Raw genomic sequence first — 15,527 nt, 5'->3', positions numbered from 1 at the left:
AGGTAGGAGGTGAGAGGTAGGAGGTGAGAGGTAGGAGGTGAGAGGTAGGAGGTGAAAAAATACCCACGCATAACCCTGACAACGAACAATAAAACTCTCTAGCCTCTAACCTCTAACCTCTAACCTCTAACCTCTAACCTCTAACCTTTAACCTCTTTTATAGATAGGCAAGAGGCAAGAGGCAAGAAAAAATTATGCAATAAGAAAATATTTGATAGATTGAGAGAAAAATGTACTGGTAGAGGAACATGAACTATGAACAAACAACCTGAAACAGATCGTATTATTATTTTCGATACGACACTCCGGGATGGGGAACAATGCCCTGGGGCAACCCTAAATGTAGACGAAAAGCTCCTGATTGCTAGACAACTAGCACGTTTGGGCGTAGACGTGATAGAGGCAGGTTTTGCTTTTGCTAGCCCTGGAGACTTTGAAGCGGTACAAAAGATTGCCGCTGAGGTGGGGACGGAAAATGGTCCTGTTATCTGTAGCTTGGCAAGGGCGATTAAAGCTGATATTAAAGCCGCCGCAGAAGCTATAAAACCAGCGGCTAAGGCAAGAATTCACACATTTATCTCGACATCAGATATCCACTTGGAGTACCAGCTCAAAAAAACAAGAGCAGAGGTGCTTGCGATCGCAGAGGAAATGGTAGCCTATGCTAAATCCTTTATGGATGATGTAGAATTCTCACCTATGGACGCAGTGCGCTCAGATCCAGAGTATCTGTACCAAGTATTGGAAAGAGCGATCGCAGCAGGTGCTACAACTGTCAATATTCCCGATACTGTGGGTTATACCACACCGAGCGAGTTTGGGGAATTGATTCGGGGAATTAAAGAAAATGTCCCTAATATTGACCAGGCTATTATCTCAGTTCACGGTCACAATGATTTGGGTTTGGCGGTGGCTAATTTCCTGGAAGCTGTGAAAAATGGGGCGCGACAATTGGAATGCACCATTAATGGGATTGGCGAAAGGGCGGGGAATGCTTCCCTAGAAGAATTGGTGATGGCATTACATGTCCGTCGTCGCTATTTTAATCCCTATTTGGGACGTTCTCCTGAATCGGAAGTACCCCTAACTAATATTGACACTCGTCAGATTTATAAGACATCGCGATTAGTGTCTAATCTTACCGGGATGTTGGTGCAACCGAATAAGGCGATTGTGGGGGCAAATGCTTTTGCTCACGAGTCTGGTATTCATCAGGATGGTGTTCTGAAGAATAAGCTAACGTATGAAATAATGGATGCTCAATCGATTGGTTTAACCGATAATCAGATTGTATTGGGCAAACATTCTGGACGTAATGCTTTCCGCACTCGCTTGAAAGAGTTGGGATTTGAGCTATCAGAAACTGACTTAAATAAAGCATTTGTCCGCTTTAAAGAAGTAGCGGATAAGAAAAAAGAAATTACTGATTGGGATTTGGAAGCACTCGTTAACGACGAGATTCAGCAAGCACCAGAATTATTCCGGGTGGAATTAGTTCAAGTATCTTGTGGTAGTAATGCGACTCCTACGGCAACAGTAACTCTCCGCACTCCTGAAGGTGAGGAATTAACCGATGCTGCCATTGGTACTGGTCCGGTAGATGCGGTATATAAAGCAATTAACCGGGTGGTAAATGTGCCCAATGAATTGATTGAATTTTCTGTCCAATCAGTAACAGCAGGAATTGATGCAATTGGGGAAGTAACTATTCGCTTGCGGCACAATAATCGAGTATTTTCTGGTCATGCAGCGAATACTGATATTATTGTGGCTTCTGCTCAGGCTTATGTAAATGCGCTTAACCGATTGTATGGGTGGTTAGAGAGCGGAGGGAAGAGTGATTCGGCTTTGCGCACGATAGGGGAAGTTGCTGAAAGTGCGGAAATGTTGCCTCAATCGCGATAATTTTTGGGATGAGGTATATTCCTTTGAGGGGAAAAGGGGAAAGAAGATATTCCTTTTACTTTTTCCCTTTTTCTTTTGCCCTTCTGTTGCAGAGAATAAACTTACAGCACATTGCAAGCTTATGAAATACACGCCAGAAACCCGGTTTCTGTTAGTTAACCCCCAACAACTGTAAAATTCGTTGGAGTGGAATATTTACCCAATGGGGACGGTTATTAAGTTCATAACCTAATTCATAGATACATTTCTCAAACAAATAACCATCCAACAGCACCTGTAATTCTTGATCGGTTTTGGGTATAAAAGGATAATTTGCTGCGGTGGATAGATAAGTTTTGAGGAACCTGTCACTAACCCAATCGTACCAAAACTCTGTCCATTGCTTCATCACAGGTAAAGATTCTGAACCAATCATGCCATTTTCTACTTCATTAAGCAAGCCAGTAGCGATCGCATAGTGGAAAGATTGTAGCATTCCGGCAACATCCCGTAGGGGCGAGCGCTTCATTCGTCTCTCACTCAAAGGGCGTGCTGGCTCTCCTTCAAAGTCAATGATAATTAAGTCTTTCCCAGTGTAAAGTACTTGCCCTAAATGGTAATCCCCGTGACAGCGGGTGCGCATCACCGTAATCTTTTGATCGAGGATAGCTTTAAATCGCCCCATAATCTGTTCTTTATAGTTGAGGACTTTTTTTGCCAAAGGTTGGGTTTCTACTGGTAGGGAATCTAGTTGCTTTTTCAAAAGTAGTAAAACCTGTCCTGACAAGTTGCGCATATACTGATAAATCGAACGCTGATAGAAGGTAGAAAATGGTTCAGGGGCAAAGTCAGGATTATCTGGATCGGAGGATAAAGCAATATGTAATTGGGCAGTACGCTTGGCTAGAAGTTCGGCAGTATCTAAATAAGAAACTAACAAATCGTAACCGAATGGATAAGCTTTTTCCCCTGATAAATTCACCTGACTCGGAGAGAATAGTTTTTCTTCCCGAAGATTTGAACCAGATAGTGCCATCACTTTTTCAAAGAAATCTCGCAACCGATCTAGAGTATAAGACCAAGCATTTTGGGTATCAGGAATAAACCCATGGAGTATTCCCAGGGTAATTTTATTTCCTTCTTTACTGCGATACTCTAAAGCACCAGCCAGAGGGGGAAAATGTTCCAGAACTTTTTTCTTAGTTAGGAAAAGTCCAATTTCCAAGTCGGGGTTGATACCTTCCTCTACTTTACGGAACATTTTGAAAATCAAACGATCTCCATAGACAACTGATGTATTACTTTGTTCTCCTCTTAGTAAATGAGGATCTAAGTTAGTAGGAGAAATCGCTAGATTCGGTGCATGATTTTCCGCTTGGATACCTTCTGCTAACCCAGCTACCCCGAATTCAATTAAAGGTGATAAGACATCAGTTGCTGTCGCTACCAAAGTCCCAGCTTTCCCTTGATAGCTCCGTTGTTCCCTGATGGCATCTAAAGGTAATGCCAAAAAGTTTTTGTCTCCCACCGCATCAAATAAAACCCCAATTTCCTCGTTACCGCGAATCTGGAGATAGGCGAGTATTTGTTCAGAATTAATGCTGCGGCGCTGAGTTTTCCGAGAGTCTGGGGCATCGCTACTCAAGTCACTTCCAGTACCCCACCCTAGGGGAATTATGTAGGTTTCTGGAGTTCCCTCAATGTAATCCAAGCGAATAAAAATTAGATTCGTCTCAGTTTCTTGGTAAGAAATGGGAATAACTTCCACAATGTCAGCAGATTGAATTGCCCTTGCCTTCCCACCAAACCAGCGACATTGATAAAGATAAGCCAATAACAAGGATTCCAGAGTTGCTTTTGTCTCTGGTTGGGAAAAGACATTTTGCCAATTACCACTAACTACCAAAGTTGGTGTTTGTCGATGGGATTTAGCTGCTTCAATCTCCTGCGGTTGCAATTGTAGAGTAAACCAGTAGAAAGAGTGAGGACCAAGACTAATAAAGTAGGGAGAGGAAGTAATTTGGGGGAATTGAGTACGTCCAAAAATCTCGACAGGTATCATACCAGGGAAAGCGGATAAATCCAATTCCACCGTTTGGACAAATCGTGACAAATTCGCCACGACTAAAATATGTTCTCCGGCGTAGGTACGGATGAAAGCTAGTACTTTGCGATTATCTGGATGGAGGAATTCAAATGTACCACGTCCAAAAGCTTGAAAACGTTTCCGAATGGCAATTAGGCGTTTCATCCACCACCAGAAGGAATTTGGATTAGCTCGTTGCGCCTCCACGTTGACAGCTTCATAGTGGTATTCTGGATCGACAATTGGGGGAGCGTAGAGTTTTTGTGGGTTGGTACGAGAAAAGCCTGCATTGCGATCAGCTGTCCATTGCATTGGGGTGCGGACACCGTTGCGATCGCCTAAATAAATATTATCACCCATACCAATTTCATCCCCATAGTACAGGACAGGAGTACCGGGAAGTGATAGTAATAGAGCATTCATTAATTCAATCCGGCGGCGATTATTTCCCATCAGGGGAGCCAGACGACGGCGAATTCCTAAATTAATCCTGGCTTGGGGATCTTCTGCATAAACTTTATACATATAATCCCTGTCTTCATCGCTCACCATTTCTAGGGTTAGTTCATCATGATTTCGCAGGAATAAAGCCCACTGACAGTTATTAGGAATTTGTGGAGTTTGTTGGAGAATATCAATTATTGGAAAATTGTCCTCCATCTGAATTGCCATGAATAATCGTGGCATTAAAGGGAAATGAAAATTCATGTGACATTCATCTCCTTTCCCATAATAAGCCGCTGCATCTTCTGGCCATTGATTGGCTTCTGCTAGCAGCAACCGATTCGGGAATTTAGCGTCAACTCTAGCTCGTAATTGCTTTAAAAAAGTATGTGTTTTGGGTAAGTTTTCGCAATTAGTCCCCTCTTGTTCGTAGAGATAAGGGACGGCATCCATTCGCAATCCGTCTACTCCCATTTCTAACCAGAAATCCAGGACATCAAAAATTGCCTGACATACTTCTGGATTTTCATAGTTTAAATCTGGTTGATGGGAGTAAAAGCGATGCCAGTAATATGATTTTGCTACTGGGTCCCATGTCCAGTTTGAAGTCTCAAAATCTTGGAAAATAATCCGTGTTTCTTGATATTTTTCAGGCGTATCACTCCAAACGTAGAAATCACGTTCATTGCTGCCTTTTACAGCGCGTCTAGCTCGCTGAAACCAAGGGTGTTGATCGGAAGTATGGTTAACAATTAGCTCAATAATAACTCGAATCCCGCGCTGATGCGCTGCTTCTAGCAAGGCTTTGAAATCATCCAAGTTACCGTAAATCGGGTTAATTGTTAGATAGTCGGATACATCATAGCCGTCATCTCGCAATGGTGAAGGAAAAAAGGGTAAAACCCAGATAGCTGTAATGCCTAATTCTTGCAAGTAATCTAACTTTTCTGTTAATCCTTTAAAGTCACCAATCCCGTCACCATTGCTATCAGCAAATGCACGAATTGGTACTTCATAAATTATTGTGTCTTTAAACCAAAGTGGATCGTTTTGTAATGTCATTGTTCAGTTAGTTGTTAGATGGAGTAGGGAGTAGGGAGTAGGGAGTGGGGAGTAGGGGCGAGTCGCTACGAGGGATTATCCTGCTCACAAATAACCATAATCGACTCGCCCTCTTTATCGGAAGTAGGAAATAGGAAACAACAATTAGCAATTAGCCATTAGCCATTAGCCATTACTCATCCTGACGTATGTGAAAAACATGAGCAGGAATACTTTGAGGATTCAATTCGACATAGTTATGTCCACCGAACCAGGTATACTCAGTATCACTCAGTAAATCATAAACTTGATATTCCCGATAGGGATCTATTCCCAGTGATTCTAGTGGTAAATCGACAAAACCAACTTGTGTCCAATGGGGGTCAAGATTGACTATAACTAGTATGACATCCCGTAAGTCTTCTGTTTGCTTGCTATAGCAAATTAGGCGATCGTTATCAACGTGATGAAATCTGATTGACTCATTACTTTGTAAGGAGATATGCTCTCGCCGAGCGCGATTGACGCGGGCGATAATATCTTTAATGCTGCGATCGCTATTCAAATCCCAATCCCGGATTTGATATTTTTCCGAGTCTAGATATTCTTCGCTTCCTGGTTTCAGTGGGCGATTTTCACCTAGTTCAAATGCTGGTCCATAAATGCCATAACTCGCCGTCATAGTCGCTGCTAAAACTAAGCGAATTATAAACCCAGATCGTCCTCCATTTTGGAGAAATTCGTGCAAAATATCGGGTGTATTTGGCCAGAAATTAGGGCGGAAAAATTCTCTTACTCCTGTTTGAGTAAGTTCGTTGAGGTATTCGGTTAACTCCCACTTATTATTACGCCAAGTAAAATAAGTGTAGCTTTGAGTAAAGCCCAGCTTTCCCAGGCGATACATGACTTTCGGACGAGTAAAGGCTTCCGCTAAAAACATAACTTCGGGATGGCTGCGCTTCACTTCTCCAATCATCCATTCCCAAAAGAGAAATGCTTTAGTATGGGGGTTGTCTACCCGGAAGATTTTTACGCCTTGTTCAATCCAGAAAATGACGATACTTTTTAATTCTTCCCAGAGATTTTCCCAGTCTTCAGTTTCAAAGTCAATGGGATAGATATCTTGATACTTTTTCGGTGGGTTTTCAGCGTACTGAATTGTGCCATCGGGACGATGGCGGAACCACTGAGGATGTTCTTTTACATAGGGATGATCTGGGGTACATTGGTAAGCTAAATCTAAGGCAATTTCAATGCCATAAGTAGCGGCTTTTTTTACCAAGTTGTGGAAATCAGTCATCGTCCCTAATTCAGGATGAATGGCTTTATGTCCACCTTCGGGAGAACCAATTCCCCAAGGTACGCCAACATCTCCTGGCTCAGGAACGGTGCTATTATTTTTACCTTTACGGAAGGTAGTTCCAATTGGGTGAATGGGAGGTAAATATAGAACATCAAAGCCTAATTCTGCAATATAAGTTAGGCGGTTCTCAACATCTTTGAATGTCCCATGTTTTCCGGCTTCACCACAAGAGCGGGGAAATAGTTCGTACCAAGTGCTGAAACGAGCTTTTTCTCGATCTACGGTGATTTTAAGTTCCTTTTTGTAGGTTGTGGCAAATTCTCGATCCGGATACTTTGCCATGAGGGTAGCTACTTCTTCTGATATTGCATCAAATCCAACAAGTATTGGATCTTTTTCTGGTGCGGATTTCAGTTTACTTACCCAATTTTGCAATAATTGCAGATCTTTACCGGATGCTCGTTTACTTGCTTTGGCGATAATTTCTGCGCCAATCAATAAGTCTATGGAAATATCCTGTTCCGCATTTAGTTTCTTTTCTAAACCATGTCGCCAGGATTGAAAAGCGTCAGTCCATCCCTGAATGGTATAAACATAACTACCAATTTCGGTTACAGTAAATACTCCTTTCCAGCGATCGACATAAACCGGAGATAGTGGTGCTTCTAGCCAGGTTGTAGATGTTTCTGGACGATACAAAATAACACCAGCAATGGTATCATGACCGTCTGCAAACATATCAACTTCAACTTGGACTTTTTCTCCGACTGTCCGCTTTATGGCGAAATCACCACCATCAATTTCTGGCCATACTCCTTCAATCTGGACTCTGTTTCTACCTTCTCTGTTTAGCATGTCTATTTTAGTGATTTTAATTCCACATTCAAGAATGTTCCTCACACCACTGCTACATAACTGTGGGGTAAGGAACGTTGGATTTCAAAGGCATCTTTTAAAGATGCCTTTGCTATCCTGCTTTTGAGTAAAACTCGCAGCCGTTTTATTGCATTATCTGACAATTTGGAAAGATTTGCCAGAGTACGTTTACTCAATTTGCCCTCCTCTCGATAGGACTGTCGTAGGAGGAAGGCGGCTAGGGAATTGCAGATGGGGAGTCTTTAGATTTGCACCTATGGAATTGTCTCACATCTTCTTTCCTAAGAATCTTAAGAAATTATTAAGTTAGCCAGTTACTATGGGCTGGCGCTCATAACAGGTAATTCTCTTGCCCAAACTGAGTAAATTATTCGGAAGATTGGGTAGACTCAGATCGCTCTTTTGGTAGTGGCATTACCAATACCTTATCCACACGATTACCATCCATGTCCATTACTTCAAAACGAAAGTTCTCCCAATTAAAATGGTCAGCAGCAGCCGGAATTCGCCCTAAATAGGTAATAACAAAACCACCTAAAGTATGATAATTTCCTCGTTCTTGTCCCGGCAACTCTTCAATATCAAAAAGTTTCTGGAACTCTTCAACAGACAACATCCCATCTACTAACCAAGAACCATCTTCCCGTTGTACCGCTTGGGCATCATCGGTATCATCTATGGAGGGAATATCCCCAACCAGGGCTTCCAAAATATCATTAAGCGTAACTAGTCCCTGAATCACTCCATATTCATCAACCACGAGTGCTAGATGAGGTCCTGATTGCTTGAATAACTCCAAAACTTTTAACGCCCGCGTACTTTCTGGAACAAATACAGGTTGTCGCAAAGACGAGGTAAGATCGATGGGATTCCCAGCCAGACATTGAGCGAGCAAAGCATTAACTTGTAACACACCCAAAACATTATCTAGTCCCCCTTGACAGACAGGAAAACGAGTATGGAAACTATTAATTATTTTTTGGCGATTCACCTCTGAAGAGTCATCTAAATCAAGCCAAATAATATCTAAGCGTGGTGTCATCAAGGAACTAACCCGTCTGTCTCCCAACCGGAATACTCGCTGAACGATATCTTGCTCAACTTCCTCAAAAGTACCAGCCTCAGTCCCTTGCTCAATTAAGATTTGGATTTCTTCCTCAGTCACTTCAGGCTCGGTTGAAGGTTCGATTCCCAAAAGACGTAGCACAAAGTCAGTGGAGTAGCTTAAAAGATTAACAGCAGGTGCTGTGAATTTTGCCAAAAATCCCATCGGTGAGGCGATGCTGATGGCGATTTTTTCTGGATTATTTAATGCTAGTCTTTTGGGTACAAGTTCTCCCAGCACCAGTGAAAAATACGCGATCGCTAAAACTACAATAAAAAAAGCAATACCCGTCGCTTGGGGTGCTAAAAGGGGAATACGTTTCAACTCAATGGCAAGTTTATCGCTGATGGTAGCACCGCCAAAAGCACCTGACAATATGCCAATCACGGTGATACCAACTTGAACAGTAGACAAAAAATGATTAGGGGATTCCGCTAATCTTAAAGCAGCCCGCGCTTTAGCATTTCCTCTATCTGCAAACTGTTGCAGTCGCACCTTCTTTGCCGAAACGATTGCCATTTCAGACATGGCAAAGATCCCATTTAGCAAGATGAGGAGGGAAATAATGAAAATTTCGCTAGTTATAGAAGCCATTTATGTTAGAGTTGGTGTCCCACTCAAGGAATCTTAACACATCGACGTACTCAATAAATTTCCGACGCAAATGCTTCACCCCTACATCTGATGAATACAAATTAACTTGATTTAGCTTTAACCCAAGATATAGAATCAGAATACAAAAAATAAACTTATCATCCCCATCTTCATGGAAAAATTCATCTTCCCCATCCTCCTAACCTACTTACTCAACATCCCCCTATCCCCAATAACCCTAGCCCATCAAACCCAACCAACCCTAAAAACCCCTCAAATTTCCCAACAACCAACCCCTGAAGATATCGAAAATCAAAATAACGAAGCCAGAATCCGCATCCAAACAGCTTGGGAATCGGGACACTACAACCAAGCATACCAATTTATCCAAACCATTACCGACACCTCAACGAAAATACAATTATTAAGAGATTTAGCCAAAGCTTATCTAGCAGTAGGGCAGAAAAAACCAGCAGCCAATCTGATTTTACAAGCAGTTGAACTCAGCCAGAAAACTGATTCATCGGATTTATCCTATTGGATTGGAGAGTTATTTACCATCGGAGAAGCAGAAAAAGGTAAAGCCCTACTTAAAACAATATCTAATAACGAATATGAACTTGCCTTTGCTCATCAATCAATCGCCCAAGCTTATCTAAATTTCGGACAATATAGTGAAGCTTTAAAATATGCTAGACTCATCCCTGGCGGTGTATTATTACCTCTACCAGAATACACAGATCCGAAAGTAGAATTATTGAATGATATTATTAATAAATCCCTCAAAGCTGGAGAACCTAAATTAGCATTACAAGTCACCACCGCCTTAGATGGAAAAGACGATCGCGTTTATGCTTTACAGACTATTGCTGAATACTATCAAAACAATGGTAATAAAAAACAAGCTATCCTGATGTTAGATATCGCCCTCAGCGTTGCCAAAACCATCGAATCTATATCAGTTGTTCCGGAAAGAAGTCTATTTTGGATTGAACCTAATGACAGTATCCTAGTTAATCTCGCCAATCGTTATATCGAATTAGGGGATAGAGCCAAAGGATTACAAATTCTCTCCCTAGCCATTGAATCAGTAAGAAAATTTGAAAATCAATACGCCTTTGATATTCCAGTCTGGCATAAAAGTAAGGCATTAGTCCAGATTAGTAGAAGTTATCTTAAACTGGGAGAAAAAGATAAAGCCAAAGAATTAATAGCCAAATCTCTCTTAGAAGCAGAAACAATTCAAGGTAATTATTACAAAATCCAGGAATTAATCGGGATAGCCCAAAAACATACAGAAATAGGAGAATGCAAAACCAGTACCGAAATATTAGAGAAAACCCTACCTCTAATCGAAACCATAGAAAGTGAATCTGACAAAATATCATTCTTAATGGCTATCCGCAAGGAATTGATCCAAATAGAAGAAAAAGAAAAAGCAGAACAAGTTTTCCAGAAAGCCCTATTCTTAATTGAAACAACAGAATCAGAATCAGAAAAAATTATTTACCTCATCCCAATCGTCAATACCTATATTAATACAAACCAAAACCAACTAGCCACTAAATTAGCGCGACGAATATTGGGAATGATTCAGCGTTTGGATTCCCAGGATGCGCGAAGGCTCAGACTTGAGGAATTAGTCGTAAACTGCTTAGACAAGGAAAATCTGACACTAGCAGTAGAGATTATCCAGAGTCTTCCCCTAAAAGAAGATAGAGCCAGAATGTTATTTGCGATCGCACTGCGGTATGCTGATATGGGTAATTCTGCTCTAGCCTCTCAATTCTTATCTCAAGCTTTGGCAAGTGTAGATAGCATTATAGATAAAGAAGAGCGCGATATGTTATTGGCTCAAACCACCAGAAATATTGCCAGTATCTATTATATATCCAGTCAAAATCCTGTAGTAGAACCCTGGCGATATAACCTAGCCACACAACTCATAAACGCCATCTCCAATCCCCAAGCCAAAGCGGAAATGTTAATCGATATCGCCATTCAATATAGAAAACTAGGTGACATTAAACTATCAAATCGAATTTTAGATACTGCCTTTACCGCAGGCAAAACCATTGAGCCAAAGGAGGCATGGCAGACAAAGCTTTTAGAGCTAAGTAATATCGGGATACAGGAAGAAAACTACGATTTGGTACTGCAATTTGTCAAGAGAATTGAGGATGTTGGTTATCAAACAGTAATCTTACGTCAAATTGCTCAGAAATATCAGATTGAAGGGAATAAAAAGAAAGCTGAGGAGATTTTAGCCCAAGGGATAGAAGTGGCAAATCAGATTGAGGATGAGAGTGGGAGGCAGGAGGCTTTGGTTGGTATTGGCGAGCAACAAAATGGATGGTGAGACTGATTTAACTATAATCTAGTTCATGTTATGAAACTACCAATGGAAGTTAAGATAACTATTTTGACGCTAGCTATTTTATCCATGAGGTAGAAGATATAAATACCCGATCGAATCTACCTTCTAGCCATATTTCTCACCTCCTAAATTGGATCTGGATCGATATTTAATTCCCGCAATTTTGCTGCTAGTCTTTCGTTTTTTTGCAAGGCTAATTCTTTCTCCTGACGTTCTGATACTACTTGTTGCAGGGCTAATTCTTTCTCCTGACGTTCTGATGCTACTTGTTGTAGGGCTAATTTTTTCTCCTGACGTTCTGATGCTACTTGTTGTAGTGCTAATTTTTTCTCCTGATGTTCTAATTCTGCTACTTCTTCTGGTGTAGGAACTAGCTGTCCTTCTGAGGTAAAAAATCGCAGTTGTTTGTTATATATTCCCAGATATAATCCTAACTGCTGACTCCACAACTGTCCTTGTTCATTTTTTGCCATAGGTTGATACTCACCACTCACCAGACAAAATCCGGCAAATTCTAACGTATAGGGATCGAACCAAAAGTAATCTGGTGTTCTAAATGTATTTTGATAGAGTCTTTTCTTAAAGTTTTTATCTGTTTTTACTGTTTTTGGTGACAGGATTTCCACAATGACATTAGGATATTTCCCTTCTTCTTCCCAAATTACCCAACTTTTCCGAGTTTTCCTTGAGGTTCCTAATACCACAAAAAAGTCTGGTCCGCGACAGTCTTCTGATTTCTTTTGGTTGCGGCTGTAATAAATGGTGAGGTTTCCAGCAGCATAGAAGTCATTTCTGTCGCGCCATAGCCATTCTAAACAGTTGAGGAGTAAGATTATTTGTCGCAGATGTAGTTCAGTTTCCACGGGAGGTTCATCACTATATAAATCGCCTGAAGGAAAGATAACATTTTCTGGGATCTCTGGTTCTAAGATATCTTGGGGAGGGGCTAATTCTTGGGTGAATGTCATGGCGGCTACGTTAGAATTAGGGGATTGTTTCTATTTTAGAGTAGTTTCGCTGTGGGATGCCTGGGTTAGGCAAAGCCGGAGCTAAATTGTATCTGGATCTATATTTAATTCCCTCAATTTTGCTGCCAGTCTTTCTGCTTGTTGCAGGGCTAATTCTTTCTCCTGGCGTTCTAATTCTTTTTCCTGACGCTCTAACTTTAACTGTTGTAGTGCCAATTCTTTCTCCTGACGTTCTGATTCGGCTACCTCTTCTGATGTAGGCACTAATTGCTCATCAGGGTGAAAAAATCGAAGTTGTCCGTTATATATTCCCAGATATAAACCTAACTCCTGACTCCACAAATGTCCTCTATCGTTTTCTTCTATTGGTTGATATTTGCCTCTCACCAGACAAAATCCGACCAATTCTAACGTATAGGGATCGAACCAAAAATAATCAGGTGTCCTAAAGGTATTTTGGTATAATTTTTTCTTAAATCCTTTATCCACATCAGCGGTTTTGGGCGATAGTATTTCCACAATGAAATTAGGATATTTCCCATCTTCTTCCCAGACTACCCAACTTTTCCGAGTTTTCTTTTCCGTGTCTAATACTACAAAGAAGTCTGGTCCGCGAAAGTCTTGGGATTTCTTTTGGCGGGGACTATAATAGATAGTCAGGTTTCCTGCGGCGTAGAAGTCATTTCTGGAGCGCCACAGCCATTCTAAACAGTTAAGAAGGATAATGATTTGTCTGAGATGTAGTTCAGTTTCCACGGGAGGTTCATCACTATATAAATCGCCTGAAGGAAAGATAACATTTTCTGGGATCTCTGGTTCTAAGATATCTTGGGGAGGGGCTAATTCTTGGGTGAATGTCATGGCGGCTACGTTAGAATTAGGGGATTATATCTATAATAGCTTGTAATCGGTGAAAACTATTGCCAAAAGCAATTTGCGCTTGCATTCGCTCTTTCCTCTTTCCACTGCCCAAGCTAATCCTCAATTTTAGCAATGGTTAAAATTCGAGAATCTTGGGTTTGGTGAAATTTAAAAAATCCTCACTGGCACACCTTGTCAGTAAGCCTTTTAACCCGCCGTAGACTCAAGTCTACGGCTCATAGCTGAAGTCCATTGAAATGGACTGACATTATGAATGATTCAGTCAGACTGAAATTATGATTCAGTCAGTTTTAACTGACTTAAGCTATGAGACAGTGGTTTGAACCACTGTCGGGTTATCGCAACTGCTGCAAGTTATCAGATTACCCAACTATTTATTCAGTAACAAGAGAGAAACTATGACAGCCTTTACCATCAATCTCAAGCGGAAATGCTATCGCAATTACCAAGGCTAAGAAACCCGACTTCTCCAAGAAGTCGGGTTTCTGATTCGACTAAATTACCCTTTACCTCTCCCCATCACCCATTAACATATTCACTTGAGGAGGAAAATAATAACTCGCAATCAGTGCCACCATCAACCACCAAAGAGTACTAACTTCCGGACGATACCAAACAGTATCCACCAAACCGTGACCCAACATCCCCGCGATCGCAGAAATTGCCGCCATCAACCAAAAGCCCTGTGGATTAAATGAATCTCGCAGACGCTTTAATTGCTGTACCCCCAGATTAAAAGTAACAATTAATAACCATAAGAAACAAGAAAATCCAATCAAACCAGTTTCCACAGCCACTTCCAAAAAGATAGAATAAGCACTCAAAGCAGTAAAACGAGGGCGCTGGAAAAGGGGATAAATTTTATTAAAAGCATTATTTCCCGGCCCTATACCTATAATAGGGCGATCGCGAATCATATCCAAGACTGCATACCAAACATTAATCCGGAAATTATTACTACTATCCTCCCTCCCTGCGAACATACTTGCCACCCGATGGCGCAGAGGCGGAACAAATATCACCCCAAGTGCCATTGCAGCTACACAAATACCTAGTAAACTTGGCATAGCCCAAATACGCCATCGAGGTGGTAACTGAAGGCTATACCAAAATACTAACATTACCAAGAATAGGAGTAAACAAATGACAAAACCAATCCAACCACCGCGACTATAAGTCAGAATTAAACATCCGGAATTCAATAAAAACATAGTTACAGCTAAAGCTTTAGGTAGCCACCGCTGCCAAGCAAAAATAGCCGCTAAACTTAATGCTACCGCCGGGAGTAAATAGCCAGCTAATAAATTAGGGTTTCCTAAATAACTAAAAACTCGTGTCACATTAGCAGATTCTGAAGTAGGATCTGTCCAAGTCGCCAATTCCTCCACCCCAAAAAGATATTGCCGTATCCCGTAAACACTAACAATTAGTGAGATATGGAGAAAAACACCAATAATCCAAGCACGAAGGCGGGGCGATCGCAAAACCATTGACATTAGAGCAAAAAACACTAAATAAAGCGTCAGCTTTCCTAATCCTTTAGCCGCCTCTACTTTTACTGGAGATAAAGCCGTTGCTACCGTATAAATACCCCAATATAATAATACTATTAAATGAATTGGTGTAATCCTTCTGGATAATTCTGATGAAGATACTAGATCATCAGATAAAGTCAGCAACAGCCAAAATGCACCACAAGCAACTAACAATACACCCACCAGGGCATTGGAAGTAAATGGAGCCAAAGCAAAGACTAAAGCCACTAACAATGCCCCAATCGGTTCAGACCATTGTAATAGTAAACTACCCGAACGCCACGATTGCAGCAATCCCACTACCCGATACAAATAACTAGCACTGCGCCACTGATATAAGCGCAAATTAGACAGAGTAAACTGTTGCCAAACTGAATTCATTGGTTATTGGTTATTGGTTATTGGTTATTGGTTATTGGTTATTGGTTATTG

At 41.2% G+C, this 15,527-nt stretch carries 9 protein-coding genes; 2 read left to right on the top strand and 7 right to left on the bottom strand.

Translation table 11 applies throughout. The features are described from left to right. Positions 1–255: 255 nt before the first annotated feature. On the top strand, positions 256–1,905 hold the full coding sequence (locus NJ959_RS08145; protein WP_254011259.1) for a 2-isopropylmalate synthase: 1,650 nt from the start codon (positions 256–258) through the stop codon (positions 1,903–1,905). A gap of 151 nt (positions 1,906–2,056) precedes the next feature. Here NJ959_RS08145 and treS read toward each other — a convergent pair whose 3' ends face one another. From treS to NJ959_RS08125, 4 genes are all read right to left on the bottom strand, one after another. Further along, positions 2,057–5,476, bottom strand: a complete 3,420-nt coding sequence (gene treS, locus NJ959_RS08140; protein WP_254011258.1) for a maltose alpha-D-glucosyltransferase — start codon at positions 5,474–5,476, stop codon at positions 2,057–2,059. Between the two features lie 172 nt (positions 5,477–5,648). Then, complete coding sequence (locus tag NJ959_RS08135; protein ID WP_254011257.1) at positions 5,649–7,613, bottom strand: alpha-1,4-glucan--maltose-1-phosphate maltosyltransferase; 1,965 nt, start codon at positions 7,611–7,613, stop codon at positions 5,649–5,651. Between the two features lie 41 nt (positions 7,614–7,654). Further along, positions 7,655–7,867: an IS1634 family transposase N-terminal domain-related protein gene (locus NJ959_RS08130; RefSeq protein ID WP_507237484.1), complete on the bottom strand. Its 213-nt coding sequence runs from the start codon at positions 7,865–7,867 to the stop codon at positions 7,655–7,657. 134 nt (positions 7,868–8,001) lie between these two features. Beyond that, positions 8,002–9,333, bottom strand: coding sequence for a hemolysin family protein (locus NJ959_RS08125; protein WP_254011255.1), 1,332 nt, complete (start codon positions 9,331–9,333; stop codon positions 8,002–8,004). A 172-nt stretch (positions 9,334–9,505) separates the two neighbouring features. On the opposite strand from NJ959_RS08125, the gene NJ959_RS08120 reads away from it, so the two are divergent. Next, positions 9,506–11,692, top strand: coding sequence for a tetratricopeptide repeat protein (locus NJ959_RS08120; protein WP_254011254.1), 2,187 nt, complete (start codon positions 9,506–9,508; stop codon positions 11,690–11,692). Positions 11,693–11,835: 143 nt separating this feature from the next. On the opposite strand, the gene NJ959_RS08115 is transcribed toward NJ959_RS08120, so the two are convergent. The 3 genes from NJ959_RS08115 to NJ959_RS08105 all read right to left on the bottom strand — a co-directional run bounded on the left by NJ959_RS08115 (position 11,836) and on the right by NJ959_RS08105 (position 15,476). Continuing rightward, positions 11,836–12,678, bottom strand: coding sequence for a Uma2 family endonuclease (locus NJ959_RS08115; protein ID WP_254011253.1), 843 nt, complete (start codon positions 12,676–12,678; stop codon positions 11,836–11,838). 81 nt (positions 12,679–12,759) lie between these two features. Beyond that, the gene (locus tag NJ959_RS08110) at positions 12,760–13,539 is read right to left on the bottom strand and encodes a Uma2 family endonuclease (RefSeq protein ID WP_254011252.1); all 780 of its coding nucleotides are present in this window, start codon (positions 13,537–13,539) and stop codon (positions 12,760–12,762) included. 527 nt (positions 13,540–14,066) lie between these two features. Then, positions 14,067–15,476 (bottom strand): IctB family putative bicarbonate transporter, encoded by a 1,410-nt coding sequence (locus NJ959_RS08105; protein ID WP_254011251.1) that lies wholly within the window; start codon positions 15,474–15,476, stop codon positions 14,067–14,069. Positions 15,477–15,527 lie beyond the last annotated feature (51 nt).

The organism is Limnofasciculus baicalensis BBK-W-15, from assembly GCF_024178385.1.
Classification (GTDB): Bacteria; Cyanobacteriota; Cyanobacteriia; order Cyanobacteriales; family Coleofasciculaceae; genus Limnofasciculus; species Limnofasciculus baicalensis.
The sequence above is the reverse complement of the archived record's forward strand: the minus strand, read 5'-3'. Positions and strand labels throughout refer to the sequence as shown.

Bases quoted from the DNA above. Each gene is read 5' to 3' on its own strand.
- NJ959_RS08145 (WP_254011259.1), top strand. From the start codon at position 256: ATGAACAAACAACCTGAAACAGATCGTATTATTATTTTCGATACGACA.
- treS (WP_254011258.1), bottom strand. From the start codon at position 5,476: ATGACATTACAAAACGATCCACTTTGGTTTAAAGACACAATAATTTAT.
- NJ959_RS08135 (WP_254011257.1), bottom strand. From the start codon at position 7,613: ATGCTAAACAGAGAAGGTAGAAACAGAGTCCAGATTGAAGGAGTATGG.
- NJ959_RS08125 (WP_254011255.1), bottom strand. From the start codon at position 9,333: ATGGCTTCTATAACTAGCGAAATTTTCATTATTTCCCTCCTCATCTTG.
- NJ959_RS08120 (WP_254011254.1), top strand. From the start codon at position 9,506: ATGGAAAAATTCATCTTCCCCATCCTCCTAACCTACTTACTCAACATC.
- NJ959_RS08115 (WP_254011253.1), bottom strand. From the start codon at position 12,678: ATGACATTCACCCAAGAATTAGCCCCTCCCCAAGATATCTTAGAACCA.
- NJ959_RS08110 (WP_254011252.1), bottom strand. From the start codon at position 13,539: ATGACATTCACCCAAGAATTAGCCCCTCCCCAAGATATCTTAGAACCA.
- NJ959_RS08105 (WP_254011251.1), bottom strand. From the start codon at position 15,476: ATGAATTCAGTTTGGCAACAGTTTACTCTGTCTAATTTGCGCTTATAT.